Source organism: Streptomyces sp. NBC_01497, from assembly GCF_036250695.1.
GTDB lineage: Bacteria > Actinomycetota > Actinomycetes > Streptomycetales > Streptomycetaceae > Streptomyces.
The window spans coordinates 2,899,119-2,916,402 of the sequence record NZ_CP109427.1 but is presented as its reverse complement, the minus strand read 5'-3'; the positions used below and the strand labels follow the sequence as shown (position 1 = coordinate 2,916,402).

At 73.2% G+C, this 17,284-nt stretch carries 14 protein-coding genes; 8 read left to right on the top strand and 6 right to left on the bottom strand.

Going from position 1 to position 17,284, the window contains the following annotated elements; translation table 11 throughout:
* Position 1 precedes the first annotated feature (1 nt).
* Positions 2-631, bottom strand: coding sequence for a TetR/AcrR family transcriptional regulator (locus tag OG310_RS12395; RefSeq protein ID WP_329455940.1), 630 nt, complete (start codon positions 629-631; stop codon positions 2-4).
* A 404-nt stretch (positions 632-1,035) separates the two neighbouring features.
* Here OG310_RS12395 and OG310_RS12390 point away from each other — a divergent pair, with 404 nt between their 5' ends.
* Together OG310_RS12390 and OG310_RS12385 are read left to right on the top strand one after the other, a co-directional pair.
* The gene (locus OG310_RS12390; protein ID WP_329455939.1) at positions 1,036-1,227 is read left to right on the top strand and encodes a hypothetical protein; all 192 of its coding nucleotides are present in this window, start codon (positions 1,036-1,038) and stop codon (positions 1,225-1,227) included.
* 434 nt (positions 1,228-1,661) lie between these two features.
* On the top strand, positions 1,662-3,533 hold the full coding sequence (locus OG310_RS12385) for a phosphoenolpyruvate carboxykinase (GTP) (RefSeq protein WP_443078620.1): 1,872 nt from the start codon (positions 1,662-1,664) through the stop codon (positions 3,531-3,533).
* A gap of 74 nt (positions 3,534-3,607) precedes the next feature.
* On the opposite strand, the gene OG310_RS12380 is transcribed toward OG310_RS12385, so the two are convergent.
* The 4 genes from OG310_RS12380 to OG310_RS12365 form a co-directional block, all read right to left on the bottom strand.
* Positions 3,608-5,074: a dihydroorotase gene (locus OG310_RS12380; protein ID WP_329455938.1), complete on the bottom strand. Its 1,467-nt coding sequence runs from the start codon at positions 5,072-5,074 to the stop codon at positions 3,608-3,610.
* A 141-nt stretch (positions 5,075-5,215) separates the two neighbouring features.
* Positions 5,216-6,706, bottom strand: a complete 1,491-nt coding sequence (locus OG310_RS12375) for an FAD-dependent oxidoreductase (RefSeq protein ID WP_329455937.1) — start codon at positions 6,704-6,706, stop codon at positions 5,216-5,218.
* Positions 6,703-7,377, bottom strand: a complete 675-nt coding sequence (locus OG310_RS12370; protein ID WP_329455936.1) for an aspartate/glutamate racemase family protein — start codon at positions 7,375-7,377, stop codon at positions 6,703-6,705. The genes OG310_RS12375 and OG310_RS12370 overlap by 4 nt, the downstream gene beginning before the upstream one ends.
* Positions 7,374-8,945, bottom strand: coding sequence for an MmgE/PrpD family protein (locus OG310_RS12365; RefSeq protein WP_329455935.1), 1,572 nt, complete (start codon positions 8,943-8,945; stop codon positions 7,374-7,376). The genes OG310_RS12370 and OG310_RS12365 overlap by 4 nt, the downstream gene beginning before the upstream one ends.
* 238 nt (positions 8,946-9,183) lie before the next feature.
* On the opposite strand from OG310_RS12365, the gene OG310_RS12360 reads away from it, so the two are divergent.
* The 6 genes from OG310_RS12360 (at position 9,184) to OG310_RS12335 (ending at position 16,086) form a co-directional block, all read left to right on the top strand.
* Positions 9,184-10,035, top strand: a complete 852-nt coding sequence (locus OG310_RS12360; RefSeq protein ID WP_329455934.1) for an IclR family transcriptional regulator — start codon at positions 9,184-9,186, stop codon at positions 10,033-10,035.
* Positions 10,032-11,276: a CaiB/BaiF CoA transferase family protein gene (locus tag OG310_RS12355; RefSeq protein ID WP_443078619.1), complete on the top strand. Its 1,245-nt coding sequence runs from the start codon at positions 10,032-10,034 to the stop codon at positions 11,274-11,276. The genes OG310_RS12360 and OG310_RS12355 overlap by 4 nt, the downstream gene beginning before the upstream one ends.
* Positions 11,273-12,139, top strand: a complete 867-nt coding sequence (locus tag OG310_RS12350; RefSeq protein ID WP_329455933.1) for an HpcH/HpaI aldolase/citrate lyase family protein — start codon at positions 11,273-11,275, stop codon at positions 12,137-12,139. Before OG310_RS12355 ends, OG310_RS12350 begins: the two co-directional genes overlap by 4 nt.
* Before the next feature lie 178 nt (positions 12,140-12,317).
* Entirely contained in the window at positions 12,318-13,163 is an 846-nt protein-coding gene (locus OG310_RS12345; RefSeq protein ID WP_329455932.1) for a cyclase family protein, read from the top strand.
* A 71-nt stretch (positions 13,164-13,234) separates the two neighbouring features.
* Positions 13,235-14,728: an MmgE/PrpD family protein gene (locus OG310_RS12340; protein WP_329455931.1), complete on the top strand. Its 1,494-nt coding sequence runs from the start codon at positions 13,235-13,237 to the stop codon at positions 14,726-14,728.
* 41 nt (positions 14,729-14,769) lie between these two features.
* Entirely contained in the window at positions 14,770-16,086 is a 1,317-nt protein-coding gene (locus tag OG310_RS12335; protein WP_329455930.1) for an MFS transporter, read from the top strand.
* 165 nt (positions 16,087-16,251) lie between these two features.
* On the opposite strand, the gene bla is transcribed toward OG310_RS12335, so the two are convergent.
* Entirely contained in the window at positions 16,252-17,220 is a 969-nt protein-coding gene (bla, locus tag OG310_RS12330; protein WP_329455929.1) for a class A beta-lactamase, read from the bottom strand.
* Positions 17,221-17,284: the final 64 nt, after the last annotated feature.

The following is a 17,284-nucleotide window of genomic DNA, read 5'->3' as shown; positions in this document are numbered from 1 at the left end:
CTCAGTCGTGCGGGCCGAGGTCCCGGAGCATCGCGATCCCCTGGTCGAGGAGCGCGAACAGGTCGTCCTGGAACCCCCGTTCCCCCCAGTAGACGGTGACTTCGCGCAGAGCACCGATCACCGTGGAGACGAACAGCCGCAGTTCGAGCCCGGCCGGATCACGGCCGGTGCGCTCCGCCAGGATCTCCGTGAGGAGCTGCGCCGTGCCGGACATCGACTCCGCCATGCGCGCGCGGACCGAGGGCACCTCGACCATCAGCCTCGTGCGCGCGTACACCTCCTCCGGCTGGTCGCGCAGCATGCTCCGAAGCCCCTGGGCGATCACGAAGCGGAGGGATTCGAGGACCGGCTCGTCGGCCGGGCGCGACCGGAGCACCTCCGCCATCACCAGGTCGTGATCGTCGCTGAGGACGATGTCCTCCTTGACGGGGAAGTAGCGGAAGACGGTGGAGGGTGAGACCTCCGCGGCCTCGGCGATCTGCTCGACGGTCGTCGCCTCGTACCCCTCCTGTGCGATCAGCCGGTACATGGCCCGGCGGATCGCGGCCCTGGTCTTGAGCTTCTTGCGCTCGCGCAGGCCGAGGCCCGCGCGGCGCTCCGCGAGGCAGGGGATGTGGGGGGTGACGTCCATGACCCTCATTGTCGGCCACCCCCGCGCGGCGGGACCACAGGTGGAGCACCCGCGTCCGGGGCGTCCGTCCCGGGGGCCGGGGGCGGGAACGGGACAGGGGGTGACGTCCCGGGCGATGCGCGGGGGGCTTGCGGAGCGTCGGACGTCGCGTGGCCGGGGGCAGGCGGTGGGGTCCCAGGTGGCTCCCGGGGTGTGTGCGGCACCGGCGTGCCCGGGCGGCACCGCAGGCGGGTGCGGCCTCGCCGTCCCGGCCGTCCCCGCCCGGGCTCACGCGTCGGCTTGTCGTGATGCGGCCGTGATTGTCCCCTCCGCATGTAACGTGCTGTCGGGGGTACGCGCACCCTCCGTAGGCAAAGGCTCCCGGGGCGCGGCCGCCGGGGCAGTGAGAGGGGGTCCCCGTGGGCATGAGGAACGGGAACGGGAACGGGCTCCGCGGACTGGCCGCCGTCGCGGCGGTGGCGTGTGTCGGAGGGTTCCTGCTCGTCGGACCGGCCGCCGCGCTGGTCGTCGCGGCGGCGGTGGCCGCGGTCGTCGCGTGGCGGGTGGGTGCGGAGTCGATGCCGCGCCGGCGCCGGGTGCGCGCGACGCGACGTTGAGGGTGCGTCGCGCGGATGATGCGTGCGGGCAAGGCGCGCGGGTGAGGCGCGTGGCGGCGAGTGGGCTCTGCGCGCGGCGCACCGGTGAGGAACGGGCCCTGCGCGACACGCCGATGAGGGCGGATCGGCGCGCGCTGAATCCTTAGGCCTTTCTTTACGTCCTTTACCCGCCCGGGTCGAGGGGTGTGCGCGCGTTTGAGCCGGTCGACGCCTTTTCCCGGCCCATCCGTGCTGACCTGCGGCTTTCTCGATTCCGCCGGACGGGGTTCCGCTCTTGACCCGTGGCGATGCTCACGTGGGCGGCCCCCTGGACAGATGGGCGCGCGCATCGGATCATCAAATGAGTGCGGTCGGCACCGGATGAGCGTGCGGCGAAGCGTCCGGGTCGCAGCCCCCAAGGGGCCCCAACACACCACCCTCATCAAGGAGCATTCGTGGCAAGCGATATGGCAGCTCCCGTCGTCGCGCCCGCCGACACGTCCCTCGGCTTCACCTCGGCGCCCACCGGGCACAAGGAACTGCTCACCTGGGTCGACGAGATCGCGTCGATCACGCAGCCGGCCCGCGTCGTGTGGTGCGACGGATCCCTGTCCGAGTACGAGCGCCTGTGCGAGGAGCTCGTCGCCAAGGGCACCTTCGTCAAGCTCGACCCCGCCAAACGCCCCAACTCGTACTACGCCGCCTCCGATCCGTCGGACGTGGCGCGGGTCGAGGACCGTACGTTCATCTGCTCCGCCGACGAGGCGGACGCCGGTCCCACCAACCACTGGATGGACCCCGCCGCGATGCGGGACGTCTTCACCGGTGAACAGGGCATCTTCCGGGGCGCGATGCGCGGCAGGACCCTGTACGTCGTCCCGTTCTGCATGGGGCCGCTCGGTTCCCCGCTCTCCGCCATCGGCGTGGAGATCACCGACTCCGCCTACGTGGCCGCCTCCATGCGCACGATGACGCGCATGGGCCAGCCGGTGCTCGACGAACTCGGCCCCGACGGCTTCTTCGTGAAGGCCGTCCACACCGTGGGCGCGCCGCTCGCGCCCGGCCAGGCCGACGTGCCGTGGCCCTGCAACACCACCAAGTACATCTCGCACTTCCCCGAGGACCGCGAGATCTGGTCGTACGGCTCCGGCTACGGCGGCAACGCCCTGCTCGGCAAGAAGTGCTACGCCCTGCGCATCGCGTCCGTCATGGCCCGCGACGAGGGCTGGCTCGCCGAGCACATGCTCATCCTCAAGCTGACCCCGCCGAGCGGGACGGGCGCCACGGCCGAGCCCACCTATGTGGCCGCCGCGTTCCCCTCCGCCTGCGGCAAGACCAACCTCGCGATGCTGGAGCCCACCGTGCCCGGCTGGAAGGTCGAGACCATCGGCGACGACATCGCCTGGATGCGTTTCGGCGAGGACGGCCGCCTCTACGCGATCAACCCCGAGGCCGGGTTCTTCGGTGTCGCCCCCGGCACCGGCGAGCACACCAACGCCAACGCGATGAAGACGATGTGGGGCAACTCCGTCTTCACCAACGTCGCACTCACCGACGACGGCGACGTGTGGTGGGAGGGCATGACCCAGGAACCGCCCGCCCACCTCACGGACTGGAAGGGCAACGACTGGACGCCCGAGTCCGGCGTGCCCGCCGCCCACCCCAACGCCCGCTTCACCGTCCCGGCCGGGCAGTGCCCGATCATCGCGCCCGAGTGGGAGGACCCGAAGGGCGTGCCGATCTCCGCGATCCTCTTCGGCGGCCGCCGCGCCTCGGCCGTACCGCTGGTGACGGAGTCGTTCGACTGGCAGCACGGTGTCTTCCTCGGTGCCAACGTCGCCTCGGAGAAGACCGCCGCCGCCGAGGGCAAGGTCGGCGAACTGCGCCGCGACCCGTTCGCCATGCTGCCGTTCTGCGGTTACAACATGGGCGACTACATGGGCCACTGGCTGGAGGTCGCCGCCGACCGCGACCCCGCGAAGCTCCCGAAGATCTACTACGTCAACTGGTTCCGCAAGGACGAGAAGGGCGCCTTCGTGTGGCCCGGCTTCGGCGAGAACAGCCGTGTCCTGAAGTGGATCGTGGAACGCCTCGACGGCAGCGCGGACGGCGTCGCCTCCCCGATCGGCACCCTGCCGACCCGGGACGCACTCGACGTCGAGGGCCTCGGCCTGTCCGACGCCGACCTCGACCTGCTGCTCACGGTCGACAAGGAGGTCTGGCGCGAGGAGGCCGCGCTGATCCCCGCGCACCTCGGCACCTTCGGTGACCACGCGCCGTCGGCACTGTGGGACGAGTACCGCGCGCTGGTGCGCCGCCTCGGATGACGTCGAACCCCCGGAGCCGTGGTGACGGTTCCGGGGGCCCGGTTCGTGTGCCGCAGCGCCGGGCGGAGCCTGCCTCAGCGCGACGTCGGCCGGGACAGGTAGCGGCCCTGCGGGTCGCCCGTCACCTTGCGGTCGGCGTAGATCCGCTGCCCGCGCAGGAACGTGGACTCGACGCTCGCGCCGATCTCCAGGCCCTGCAGGGGCGTGTACTCCTGCGCCGACTCCGAGTCCGCCGCGTCCACCGTCCACGACCGTGCCGGGTCGACGAGCGCCAGGTCCGCGTCGTACCCCTCGGCGATCTGGCCCTTCGTCCGCAGCCCGAAGCGCTGCGCCGGTGCCCACGCGGTCAGTTCCGCCACCTTCTGCAGCGGCAGGCCGTGCGAAGGGGCCGCGCCCGCGAGGCCCGGCAGCAGGTACTCCGTGCCGCCGAAGCCCGACTTCGCCTGGAACACGTCGCTCTTGGGGTCGCCGAACTTCTTCTCCTCCTTGCAGCAGGCGTGGTCGCTGACGACCCAGCTCACGTTCCCCGCCACCAGGTGCTCCCACAGCGCGTCCACGTCCGACTGCGGCCGCAGCGGCGGATTGACCTTCCCGCCGACACCGGAGGCCGTCTCGATGTTCGCGAGGAGGTGGCCGATCGTCACCTCGCGCCGGAAGTTGACCTGCGGGAAGGTCTTCGCCATCAGCATCGCCGCCTCGATCGCCTTGCGCGAGGACAGGTGCAGCAGGTTGATGTTGGGCAGTTCGGTCTCCGCCGCCAGGTAGCTGGCGATGGTGACGGCGAGTCCCTCCGAGTGCGGCGGGCGGGAGGCGCTGTAGGCGGCGAGGCCGTCGAGCCGGCCCTCCTCCTCGACCAGCTTCGTGTACGCCGTCATGATCTCGGCGGTCTCGCAGTGCAGCGACAGCGAGATCTCCTCCGCCAGCTCCGGGTACGCCTGGCGTGCCGCCTGCACGCCGCGCATGACGAACTCGAAGTGCGCAAGGTCGTAGCGCTCGCCGGGCGGTGTCATCAGGAACGAGCCCTGGTCCTCGGAGCGGCCGTGCAGGCCGTGGCTGCCGTAGAACATGAAGATCTTGAACGAGGTCACACCGAAGCGCGCGATCAGCTCCGGGATCTCCTCGATGTGCGACTTCTGCATGGGCGCCAGGTGGAAGGCGTAGTCCACATGGCTGCGGCCCTCGGCGCCCTGGAGCACCAGCGGGAAGACCTCGTTGTAGCTGCCGCCGCGGTTCATGTAGTACTGCCCGGTCCGCATGTACGTGATGGCGGTGGTCACGCCGCCCTGCGCGCAGGCGCGCGACTCGCTCGCGGTGTCGTCGGACAGCGGGTTGTAGATGCCCCAGTGCTGGTGCGCGTCGACCACTCCGGGGAAGGCGAGCAGTCCCTTGCCGTCCACCACCTCGCGCGCTTCGGAGGCGGCGATGCCGGGGGCGATGCGGTGGAACTTCCCGTCCTTGACGCCGATGTCCGTCGTCGGGATGTCGGCGGCGTCGTGCTTCACCAGGCGCACGTTCTTGATCAGCAGGTCCAGTTCGGTCATGGTGCTGTGCCTCTCTCGGTGGTGCGAGGTGCGGTGGGGTGCGTGGAGTGGGGTGGGGTGGGATGCGAGGGGGTGAGGGAGCGGGCGGGGAGTGGGGAATGGGTGGGGACGGGGCCCGGGGTGGGGTTTCGCCCGGACGCCTCAGGGGACGCGGGCGCCGGTCAGGTCGTTCGCCGCCTGCCAGGCGAGGCCCAGCGCGGGCAGCAGCCCGTTGCCCGCGAGGTAGCCGGCGGCGCCGTGGCCGGAGATGCCGTGCGCCGCACCGCCCGAGGCGTACAGCCCCCCGAGGGGCGCGCCGCCCGGGCCGAGGACCCGTGCGTCGCCGTCCACCACCAGGCCGCCCTGGGTGTGGAAGAGCGCGGGGACGACCTCGACGGCCGCGTACGGCGCGCGCAGCGGGGCCTCGAAGAACGTCCGGCCGAAGGCGTCGCCGCCGGACCCGGCCGTGCGGGCGTCCGCCGTCGCCTGAGCCCCCGCCGTCGCCTGTGCCGCCTGTGTGTCGAGGGACCGGGCCAGGGCGTCGGCCGGCAGGCCCGTACGGTCCGCGAGGGCGGCGGGGTCGTCCGCCCACACCAGCGAGCCCGCCTCCGCGGTCTCCCGGAAGTCGGTGAACGGCGTGCACAGGTCGTGGACACGCTGGTCCAGGACGATCCAGCCGCGTGCACCCGGCCGGGCGGCGAGGGCCGCCGCGTACTCCGAGTAGCCGCTCGTCTCGTCGCCGAACCGCTCGCCCGCCGAGTCGACCATGATCGCGCCGTGCATGATCGTGGCCCAGCCGACGAGGGTGCGGGAGCGCCGGGCGAGCGCGGCGTGGCCCTGGTAGGCGTCCATGTACGCACGGCGCGCCCCGTGCCGCAGCCCGATCGCCAGACCGTCGCCGCGCGAGAACTGGCCGCCGTGGTAGTCGGCCGCCGCGATCTCCGGCAGGTGCCGCGCCACCAGGGAGCGGTCTGCGCCGTATCCGTTGGTCGCCAGCAGTACGGCGCGGGTGGCGATCGTCTCGCGGTGCCCGCCCGGGTACTCGACGACCGCGCCGGTGACCCGGCCGCCGCCCCGCGCGTCGGGATCCGCGACCTCCACGTCGACGAGGCGCGCGGGGACCAGCGTGTCGATCGAGGGGGAGCGCCGCACCCGCTCGTACAGGTGGCGCAGCAGGGTCGAGCCGTGCCGTCCCTCGACGGTGTGCAGCCGGTCCGCCGAGTGGCCCGGGTAGCTGAAGTCCCGTACGAGCTGGAGCGGCAGTCCCGCGCCATCGGCGAGCCACTCCACCAGCGGGCCGCTGAGCGAGGCGAGGGCGGCGGCGAGAGTCGGGTCGGCCGTTCCGTGGGTCTTCGCGCGGATGTCGGCGAGGAAGCGTTCAGGACTGTCCTCGATACCCGCCTCGCGCTGCCAGCGGGACCCCGCGCCGGGGATCATCGCGGTGGACATCGAGGTGTTGTTGCCGCGCAGGAACTGCTCGTCCGGGTCGACGACCAGCACACTCAGCCCGGCCTCCGCCGCCCGCAGTGCCCCGGCGAGGCCGCCGCCGGCACCGGCCACCACCAGGTCGACGGCCGCCTCGTCCGCCGGGCTCGCGGCCGGTCCTGCCGCGCTCTGCGTGGTCCTCGTGTGCCCGTCCATGCCGTCCTTCATACCTCGGCTCCCGCCGCCAGCAGCCGCAGCGCCAGTCGCGCCGGGTCGACCAGGCGCGCGGTGATAGGCGCCGGTGATCCCTCGTCCCCCGCGCCGTCCGCGTCCGTCTCCTCGACCGTCACCGCCGAGCAGCCGTTCACGACCGCGGTCACACCGCGCGCGGCGAAGCCGTCGAGGGCGGTGCGCACCGCGGCGTTCCACCGTCCGGTGTCGGGGATCGCGTCGAAGTCCAGGTCCAGGACGCTCACTCCGGCGAACCAGGGCCCGTACCCGTACTCCTCGATCCGGTCGGCCAGCGCGTCGCCGATCGCGCGGTTGCGGGTCACGGCGCCGAAGCGGCGGCCCGTCGCGACCAGGTGCGCGGCGGTCAGCCGCAGCATGCCGACGGTCGGTACCGGGGAGCCGTCAGGGGTCAGCGGCACGCCCGGGTCGAGTACGCAGTCCGGCATCCGGTAGGCGAAGCCGCCGCCGGGCGGGGCCACCAGCGCCTCGGTGACCGACTCCGTCGACGCCGCGATGTCGTCCGCGGTGGCGAACTGGCCGGGCGCGCCCCGGCCCGCCGGTTCGAGGGTGAACTCCATTCCGAGTGGCGACAGTTGCTGGTAGCGGTCACGGCGTCGCGCCAGTTCCGCGGCGTCGACCCGCACCGGTGCGACGGACAGGATCTTCATGCTGTGCCTCCCGATGCTGCTGCTGATCCGAGGGTGCCGGCGGCGCCGGCCGCCGTGGTGCCGGCGGCGCGCTCCGCCGTGGTGCCGGCGGTTGCACCGGGGTGTCCGTCCTCCTCGGGCTCCCCTGCGAGGCCCCGCAGGAGCGGCCCCACGTCGTCCGCCGACGGCAGGTCCTTCGCCGACTGCCGCAGGGAGTCCACCAAATCGCCGTCCCCGAGGAGCCGGGTGAGGAAGGACGACAGCGTCGCGTCCGTGAAGGGGTGGTGTGCGCTGTCCCCGACCGGGTGCGGGGCGCTGAGCACCGCCCGCTCCCGGCCGTCCGTGAAGTGCGCCGTCAGCCGTGACGGGCGTTCGTGGGGCAGGCGCGCGGTGAACGCCGCCTCCTCACGTACGGTCACCTTCCGTGCCAGCGCGAAGAGTTCGGGCCGCTGCTCCTCGGTGGCGTCCGCCGTCGCCGGGGCCACCTCGCCGTCGAGGAGCGCGGCGGCCACCGCGTACGGCACGGAGAACATCGCGCCGAGCCCGCTGTCCCAGTGGGTGCGGTCCAGGGGCGCGGCGAGCCGGTGGGTGTCGACGGTCAGGGTGTCGACGGCCGCCACGACGTCGGCCGGTGTCATGCCGTGCAGCCGGCTCGCCCGCAGGTCGAGGGCGAGGTCGGCGGCCGGGTGCGTGTAGGAGCAGGACGCGTGGCGCTTGAAGTAGTTGTGCGTGATCTGCCAGTCGACGATGCCCTCCTGGCCCGGGCCGCCGGGGCCGTCGCCGTCGGCCGCGGCGCCGTGCGCTCCGAGGCCCCGCGTCAGCGCCGACGCGTCGAACGTGCCGAGCAGGGTCCCGAGTGAGCGGGCCGCGGTGCCGGTGTTGCGGACCACCGAGGCGCGGGCCAGCCGCGCGGCGGCGAGTCCGGACACGGCCGCCGCGCCCATCCAGGCGTCGCGCACCCGGTGGCCGTCGAGCGCGGAGTCGAAGTGGCCCGCGACCGGCAGGCCCGCCGCCGTATCGATCGCCGCCGCCACCTGCGGGGCGGACAGCCCCAGCAGCAGCGCGCAGCCCGCTGCGGCGCCGGTCACGCCCCAGGTGCCGTGCGGGTGCACGCCGGGGCCGAGCGCGGTGGCACGGCCGAAGCGTGCCGCGACCTCGTAGCCGGCGAGCAGGGCCAGCGCGGTCGCCTCGCCGCTGGCGCCGAGGCTCGCCGCCAGCGCCAGTACGGCGGGGAAGACGTGCCCGGCCGGATGGCCCTTCGCGTACTTGCCGCCCTCGTCGAGTTCGCAGCACACGAGCGCCGACGCGTTCAGGTACGCGGCGGTGTCGGTGTGCGTGAGGAACCCGGATCCGAGCACCGGGGCGTCGCCCGGTGGCCTGGGCCAGGCGGCCCTGATGCGCCGCTGCCCGTCGGTACGGGCTCCGGCGAGTGTCACGGCCAGTGTGTCCAGCAGGACGAGCGACAGTCGCTCCCGTACCGGTACGGGGACCTCGGACCAGGAAAGGCCGCTGGCCCAGCGGGCGAGGCCGTCTGTGCCCGCGGCTGCCGCGTCCTGGTGTCCGGTCGGCTCCACCTCCACGGTGTCCACCTCCCTCCAGGTTGTTCCATTCAGCGGAACGCCTTGATATTTCGATGATCTCAGCGCTTTCTCGGAATCGTCAATACCCTTCCCCAAAACCCCTGTAGCTCCGACATTTCCCACGGATTGACTGGTGATGAGCCCTTGACCTGGCTGGAATGCGGTGCTTCTCTGTTGTTCCATTGAGCGGTACGAAGAATTGGACCGTGGTCAGCCACCCCCCGAGGAGGCAGGCGAGAATGGGCCCATGACGACACAACCCACGACCCAGCCAGGAACCGAGACAGCGGGCCGGGTGATCGACGTCCTCCTGCTGTTCACCGACGGACCCGACGAACTCGGCGTCTCCCGGATCGCGCGTGAACTCGGCCTCAGCAAGGCCGTCGTCCACCGCATCCTGCAAACCCTCGTCGGGCGCGGCATGGTGGCGTTCGATCAGGAGACCCGGCTCTACCGGCTCGGCCCCAGCGCAGCGGCGCTCGGCGCCCGCGCACTGCGGGAGTTCGACCTGCGGGCGGTCGCCGGGGACACCCTGCGCCGCCTCCAGCTGGAGACGGGGGAGACGGTGACCCTCACGGCCCTCGTGCCCGGCGGGCGCGCGTACGTCGACCAGATCGTGAGCACGCACGAGGTGAAGATGACCGTCGAACTGGGCCGCAGGTTCCCGCTGCACGCGGGCAGCTCCGGCAAGTGCTGCCTCGCCTTCCTGCCCGAGCAGCGGCGCGAGGAGATCCTCACCGCCGCGCTGCCCGCGCTGACCGACTCCACCCCCACCGACGCGGTGTCCCTGCGGGTGGAACTGGCCGCCATCCGTGACATCGGCTACGCCAGTTCGCAGGGTGAGCGGCAGGCCGACGCGGGCTCCATCGCCGCACCGCTGTTCGGCCTCGACGGCGACGTGCGCGGCGCGGTGTCCGTCTGCGGACCGCGCTCCCGCTTCACCCCCGCTTTCGTCAACGACTGCGCTCCCCGCGTGGCCGAGGCGGCGCGCGACATCTCCGCCGCGCTCGGCTGGACCGGCGGCACTCCCGCCGGGCGGCACGGCGGGCTGCCCGCCGCCGGCGGCCACGCGACCACGAAAGGACCCGGCTCCCCATGAGTGACCCCGACACCGCTGACACCGCCGACACGAGCGCGGCCCCGCCGGCGGCCCTCGCCGGCACCGCGCTCGACGGCATCAAGGTGCTGGACATCGCCACCCTCTTCGCCGGACCGCTCGCCGCGACCCTGCTCGGGGACTTCGGCGCCGACGTCACCAAGATCGAGCACCCCAAGGGCGACCCGGTGCGCAGCCACGGCGCCAGCAAGGACGGGGTGGGGCTGTGGTGGAAGATGCTCTCCCGCAACAAGAGGGCCATCACCCTCTACCTCGGCAGTCCCGAGGGGCAGGACATCTTCCGCCGCATGGTCGCGGACGCCGACGTCGTCGTCGAGAACTTCCGGCCCGGCACCCTGGAGCGCTGGGGCCTCGGCTACGAGGAGCTCAGCGCCATCAACCCCCGGCTCGTGCTGGCCCGCGTCACCGGGTTCGGCCAGCGCGGCCCGTATGCGAAACGGCCCGGTTTCGGGACCCTCGCGGAGGCCATGAGCGGCTTCGCCGCGATCACCGGGGAGGCGGACGGGCCGCCCACCCTGCCGCCGTTCGGCCTGGCCGACGGGGTCTCCGCGCTCACCGCCGCCTTCGGGATCATGACCGCGCTGCACGCCCGCGAACGCACCGGCCGCGGCCAGGTCCTCGACCTCGCCATCATCGAACCGATGATCACCCTGCTCGGCCCGCAGGCCATCATGTACGACCAGCTCGGCGAGCTCCAGCCGCGTACGGGCAACCGCTCGGCGAACAACGCGCCGCGCAACACCTACCGCACCAAGGACGGCAGTTGGGTCGCCGTCTCCACCAGCGCGCAGTCCATCGCGGAACGCGTGATGCGGCTGGTCGGACGCCCCGAGTACGTGGACCAACCGTGGTTCGCGTCCGGCGCCGAGCGGGCGAAGCACGCCGACGAACTCGACGAGGCCGTCGGCGGCTGGATCGCGCAGCGCACCCGCGACGAGGTCATCGAGGCCTTCGAGCAGGCACAGGCCGCCGTCGCGCCGATCTACGACATGAGTGACATCTTCGAGGACCCGCAGTATCAGGCGCTCGACACGATCACCACCGTTCAGGACGAGGAACTCGGCACCGTACGGTTCCAGAACGTGCCCTTCCGGCTCAGCGACACTCCAGGCGCCGTCCGCTGGCCCGGCCCGCGCAAGGGCCGCGACACCGCCGAGGTGCTGCGTGCGTACGGCGTGGACGAGGACGCGCTCACCGGGCTCGCCGAACGGGGCGTCGTATGAACACCCCGAGGACGCCGGACGCTTGTGGCAAAAGCCCGGCCGCCGCGGTCCCGACCGCCGTACGGACCTGGCTGTACGTCCCCGCCACCCGGCCCGACCTGCTGGCGAAGGCCATGAGCGGCGACGCCGACGCCGTCGTTCTGGACCTGGAGGACGCCGTCCCGGAGGCCCGCAAGGGCGAGGCGCGCGCCCAGGCCGCCGAGGCGGTGCGCGCGAGGTGGCCCAAGCCGCTCTGGATCCGGGTCAACGACGTCCGCCACCCGCACGGCACCGCCGACCTGGAGGCACTCGCGGGCGCACCCGTCGACGGGCTCAGGCTGCCCAAGTGCGAGAGCCGGCAGCAGATCGCCATCGCCCTGAGCCACGTCGACGCGCCGCTCCACCTGCTGTTCGAGACGGCCCTCGGGGTGGAGCGCGCGTACGAACTCGCCGCTGACGCGCGGCGCGTGACGCTCCTCTCGCTCGGCGAGGCGGACCTGCGCGCCGATCTGCGGATACGGGCGGACGCCGCGCTCGACTGGGCGCGGGCGCGGATCGTGAACGCCGCGCGCGCCGCGGGCCTGGCCGGGCCCGTGCAGAGCGTGTACACCGACGTCGCCGACCTCGACGGGCTCGCCACGAGCACCGAACACGGCCGCGACCACGGCTTCTTCGGACGGTCAGTCGTCCACCCCCGGCAGATCGCGCCGGTCAACTCGCTCTTCACCCCCACCCCGCTGGAGATCGCCGGGGCACGGAGCCTGATCGACTCGCTGAACACGGCCGCCGACGCGGGCAGCGCGGCCTGGCTGGACGAGCGGGGCCGGCTGATCGACCCGGCCGTGGTCGCCCAGGCCCGCTGGATCCTGGAGCGCACCGGCTGACCGCGCGCGCCCCGCCCGGCCGCGAAGCACCGGCCGGGCACCGGCGCCCACCGTCCGCGCGCACCCTTTCGCGTGCCCCTCGCGCAGGACCCGTACCTCCGGGTGCGGCCCGGACACCTACCCCACCGGGGCCACCGCACCCGGCCCCACCCCCACCAGACCCGAGGCAAGGCAGGCCATGACCTCCGTTCCGCGTACCCCCGAAGTCCGGCAGTCCGCCAACCCGTTGCTCGCCGCGCTGCCCGAGGCGGCGCACATCGTCGAGCTCGGCCAGCCGCTGTTCACCGGGATGCCGTGCTCGCCCAACCACCCCGGCTTCCGGATGACCCTGGCCCGCCGCCACGGTGACATGGTGCGCCCCGACGGCGGGTCCGCGTCCAACGAGGTGATCATCACCGGCGGTCACGTCGGCACCCACATCGACGCCCTGTCGCACGTCAGCCACAACGGCAAGCTGCACGGCGGGGTCGACGCCGCCGAGGCCCAGTCCGGCGGCGCGTTCAGCGAGCACGGCGCGGAGCACACGCCCGCCATGATCACCCGCGGCGTCCTGCTCGACGTGGCAGCCGCCCACGGCGTCGACACCCTGCCGGGCGGGTACGGGGTGAGCGCCGCCGACCTGGAGCAGGCCGCCGCCGAGGGCGGGGCCGAGCCGCGACCGGGCGACGTCGCCGTCGTACGCACCGGCTGGGCGCGGAACTTCGGTGACCCGGCCGCGTACCTCGGCAAGGAGTCCGGCGTGCCCGGCATCACCGAGGACGCCGGCCACTGGCTGGCGGAGCGGGGCGTACGGGCCGTCGGCTGCGACACCACCGCGTGCGAGCAGATCCCGCCCGGCGCGGGCCACAGTGTGCTGCCCGTGCACCGGGTGCTGCTGGTGGAGCACGGCATCTACATCATGGAGCACCTCGCCCTGGAGGACCTGGCGGCCCTCGGGCAGCACGAGTTCCTCTTCGTGGTGGCCCCCCTGCGGATCGTCGGCGGCACCGGCTCCCCGATCCGTCCCCTGGCGGTGGTGGCCTGATGCCCGCGCCCACCGGGGACAAAGGGTCCACCGCAGAGACCGCGTCGGAGAACGAGCCCAGGGGGAACAACGTGAGCACGAACACGACCGCCGGGCACGGCGGCCCCAGCACACCGGGCCCCGCACCGACCGCCGCCCAGCACCTCGCCCGCTTCGCCGTCGCCGTACGCGGCGCCACCCTGCGCCCCGACCTCGCGGAGAAGACCACCGGGCACCTGCTCGACCTGCTCGGCAACAGTCTCGCCGCCCTCGACGAGCGGCCCGGCGCGGCCGTCCGCGAACTGGTCACCGAGTGGGGCGGCGCGCCCACCGCCACCGCCATCGGCTCGCCCGTACGGTTGCCCGCGCCGTCCGCCGCCCTCCTCGGCGGCACCCTCGCGCACAGCCTCGACTTCGACGACACCCACCTGCCGTCGGTGCTGCACCCCTCGGCGTCCGTGCTGCCCGCCGCGCTCGCCACCGCCGAGGCCGTCGGCGCGTCGGGGGCCGCGCTGCTCGCCGCGTCCGCCGTCGGCATCGAGGTCACCTGCCGGCTCGGCATGGCCCAGTACGACGAGGAACTCGGCAACTCCGTCTTCTTCGACCGGGGCCTGCACGCCACCGCCATCTGCGGCGCGATCGGCGCGGCCGTCGCCGCCGCCATGCTGCGCGGCCTGGACGCCGACGGGATCTGCGACGCCATCGGCATCGCCGCCAGCATGGGGTCCGGCATCATCGAGGCCAACCGTACCGGCGGCACCGTCAAGCGTGTGCACTGCGGCTGGGCCGCGCACGCCGGGGTGGTCGCCGCCGACATGGCGCGGCTCGGGCTGACCGGACCGCCGACCGTGCTGGAGGGCCGGTTCGGCTTCTTCCAGGCGTTCTGCGGAGACCGGTTCGACCCGGACCTCGTGGCCGCCGCGGTCACCGAGGGCCTCGGCGAACGCTGGGAGCTGTCCCGGCTGTTCGTCAAGCCGTACCCGTGCAACCACTTCACGCACGCGGGGGTCGACGCGGCGATGCGGCTGCGCAGGCGGGGCGTCGACCCCGCACGGATCACCGCCCTCACCCTCGGTGTCCCCGCACCGGTGCTGCGCACCATCGCGGAGCCGGCGGCGGAGAAGGCGCACCCGCGGTCCGGCTACCACGCGGCGTTCAGCGGCCCCTACACCGTGGCCGCGGGACTCCTCGCCGACCCCTCGGCGCCCGGCGCCGGACTCGGCGTGTTCCACCAGGACTTCACCGACGAGGCGGCGGCGGATCCCGCCCGCCTCGCCCTCGCGGCGCGCGTGACCTGCGTCGCCGACGAGGAGTGCACGGCCACGTTCCCGCACCAGTTCCCCGCGGTCCTCACCGCCGAACTGGACGACGGAACCACCATGACCGAACGGGTCATGGTCAACAGGGGGAGCCCCGAAGACCCTCTGGACGCGGACGAACTCACCGCCAAGTTCCTCGCCAACGCCCTCGGCGCCGGCGCGGAAACGGCCGTGAAGGAGCTCGCCGACGAGGTCTGGAAGATCGGCAGCGCTCAGGACACCGCGGGTCTGACCCGCGCGCTGTCCGCGGTGGTGACCGGCACATGACGCACCGCAGTCCTCCCATCCCACCTGTGTGAGGTGAACCCATGAGCACCACGCGATCCACCCGTTCCGGCGTGCGCTGGACGACGCTGGGCCTGATCGTCGCCCTCATCGTCATCAACTACATCGACAGGAGCGCGGTCAGCTACGCCGTCGGTCCGCTGACCAAGTCCTTCGGCATCAGCAAGTCCCAGTACGGGTACATCAGCAGCGCCTTCTCCATCGGATACATGGTCTTCGCGTTCCTCGCGGGCCCGCTGGTCGACCGGTACGGGGCCCGCCGCATCCTGCTGATCGGGGTGGCCATCTGGTCGGTGATCACCGCGATCACCCCGGTCTCGGGCACGTTCGCCGGCCTGTTCGCGGCGCGTGTGGTGCTCGGCGCGGGCGAGGGGCCCGGCTTCCCCGCCGCCGCCCGCACGGTCAGCCGCTGGCTGCCGCAGCACGAGCGCGGCCGCGCCCTCGCCATGGTCGGCGGGGTCGCCGTCGCAGGATCGCTGCTGATCGGCGGCCCGGTGGTGACCCAGCTGATCGCGGGTGTCGGCTGGCGCGGCATGTTCTGGGTGCTGTCCGGGCTCGGCGCGCTCTGGTTCGTCATCGCCTGGGCGCTGCTGCGCAACACCCCGCAGGAACACCCGAAGGTGTCGGCGGCAGAGCGCGCGTACATCGCGGACGGGCAGCGGGAGGAGGAGCGCTCGGCCCGGGTACGGGTCCAGTGGCGCCCGGTGCTCACCAGCCGGAACCTGTGGATCATCGCCATCGGCTACTTCGCCTGGGGCTTCATGTTCTGGGGCTTCATGTACTGGCTGCCCGACTACCTCTCCTCGCAGTACGGCCTCAGCATCACCGCGGTCGGCCTCTTCACGGTCGCGCCGTGGGCGGCCGGTGTGGTCGGCGCGCTCCTGGGCGGCTTCATCACCGACCGGGTCTTCACCCGCACCGGCAGCCCGCGCACCCGCTTCACCATCATGGGTGTGGCACTGCTGCTGTCGGGCGCGGCGCTCGTCCCGATCATCACGTCGCCGTCGCTGACCGTGTCGGTCACCTTCATCTCGATCGGCGTGGGGCTCGGCTTCGTCACGGGCGGCATCTGGTGGGTCGCCGCGATCGACGCCGTACCCTCGCAGCCGGGTGTCGCGGCGGGCTTCGCCGACGCGTCGTTCGCCCTCTCCGGCATCGTCGCGCCGTCGGTGATGGGCTTCATCGTCAGCTCCACGGGCAGCTTCTCCAGCGGGTTCGTGGTGATGACGGTCCTGGCCGTGATCGGCGCGGGCTCACTGCTGATCCTGCCGAAGCGGGAGCACCGCCGCGAGGCGCCGCCCACGGGCACTCCCGCCGGGCTGGTCGCCGACACCCGCTGACGGGCGGCTGCCCGCAGCGCCGCGTACGGCCCGGACTGCCGTGTACCGCCCGCCCGGTGACGAGCGGGCGGTACACGGCGTGTGGTGTGCGGCAGGGTGCGTTCCTCCGTGCGCGGCGCGGGCCCACGTGCCGCGGGAGCGGACGGCCGCGCACGGTGCGGGGCCTCAGGTCAGCGCCGCCGCCACGATCGTGGCGGTGCGCGCGACGACCGCGTTGTCCGTCGGCCCGTCCACGCGCTTCTGCGTCGACAGGACGGACAGCAGCAGCGGCGCCCCGCCGGGCGCCCGCACCACGCCGACGTCGTTCGCCACGCCGTACGCGTCGCCCCCGCCGGTCTTGTCGGCGAGGGTCCAGTCCCCGGGCAGGCCCGCCCCGAACCGTTCGCCGTCGGTGGTGTTCGCGATCAGCCAGCCGGTCAGCAGCCGCCGGCCGGCAGGCGCGAGGACGTCACCGAGCAGGAGGCGCCCGTACGTCGTCCCGACCGCGCGGGGACTCGTGGTGTCGGTGACGCGCCACGGCTCCGCCGAGTTCAGCGCGGGCTCCCACCGGTCCAGCCGGGTCCGCCGGTCGCCGAGGGAACGGCAGAAGCGGGTGATGGCGGTGGGTCCGCCCAGCGCGCGCAGCAGGAGGTTGCCCGCCGCGTTGTCGCTCTGGCCGACGGCCGCGGCGCACAGGTGGGCGACGGTCATGCCGTGGGCGAGGTTCTCGGGCTCGCCGGTGACCGGGGCGTACCCGGAGTCCGTCACGGTCTTTTGCGTGTAGTGGATCCGCCGGGCGAGGAACGCCCCGTCGCGGTCCAGGTCCCGCAGGACGGCCGCCGCCGCGAGCGTCTTGAACACCGAGCACATCGCGAAGCGTTCGTCGGCGCGGTACGCCACGGTCCTGCCGGTACGCGCGTTGCGGGCGAACACGCCGAGGCGTACGCCGTGTTCACGTTCGAGCGCCCTCAACTGCCCGCCGACCGCGTCCCCGGCCCGCAGGGGAGGGGGCACGGCGGGGCCGGTGGTCCCGGTGGTGGTACCGGCGTACGCCGTGCCGCCGCTCGCGGTCAGCGCGGCGGCCAGCGCGGCGCCCGTCCCGAGGGCCAGGACCGCGCGGCGGGACAAAGAGGCGGGTGCGGTTGCCGAAGTCATGTGTTCTCGCTTCCTGTCGACTGGGTGACGGCGGTCGGCGGGGCGCCGACGGCCGGTCATCACC

What these genes read in the sequence shown, in the direction of transcription:
- OG310_RS12375 (WP_329455937.1), bottom strand. Translation starts at nt 6,706, where the DNA reads ATGAAGGACGGCATGGACGGGCACACGAGGACCACGCAGAGCGCGGCA.
- OG310_RS12370 (WP_329455936.1), bottom strand. Translation starts at nt 7,377, where the DNA reads ATGAAGATCCTGTCCGTCGCACCGGTGCGGGTCGACGCCGCGGAACTG.
- OG310_RS12380 (WP_329455938.1), bottom strand. Translation starts at nt 5,074, where the DNA reads ATGACCGAACTGGACCTGCTGATCAAGAACGTGCGCCTGGTGAAGCAC.
- OG310_RS12395 (WP_329455940.1), bottom strand. Translation starts at nt 631, where the DNA reads ATGGACGTCACCCCCCACATCCCCTGCCTCGCGGAGCGCCGCGCGGGC.
- OG310_RS12335 (WP_329455930.1), top strand. Translation starts at nt 14,770, where the DNA reads ATGAGCACCACGCGATCCACCCGTTCCGGCGTGCGCTGGACGACGCTG.
- OG310_RS12390 (WP_329455939.1), top strand. Translation starts at nt 1,036, where the DNA reads ATGAGGAACGGGAACGGGAACGGGCTCCGCGGACTGGCCGCCGTCGCG.
- OG310_RS12350 (WP_329455933.1), top strand. Translation starts at nt 11,273, where the DNA reads ATGAACACCCCGAGGACGCCGGACGCTTGTGGCAAAAGCCCGGCCGCC.
- OG310_RS12345 (WP_329455932.1), top strand. Translation starts at nt 12,318, where the DNA reads ATGACCTCCGTTCCGCGTACCCCCGAAGTCCGGCAGTCCGCCAACCCG.
- OG310_RS12360 (WP_329455934.1), top strand. Translation starts at nt 9,184, where the DNA reads ATGACGACACAACCCACGACCCAGCCAGGAACCGAGACAGCGGGCCGG.
- bla (WP_329455929.1), bottom strand. Translation starts at nt 17,220, where the DNA reads ATGACTTCGGCAACCGCACCCGCCTCTTTGTCCCGCCGCGCGGTCCTG.
- OG310_RS12355 (WP_443078619.1), top strand. Translation starts at nt 10,032, where the DNA reads ATGAGTGACCCCGACACCGCTGACACCGCCGACACGAGCGCGGCCCCG.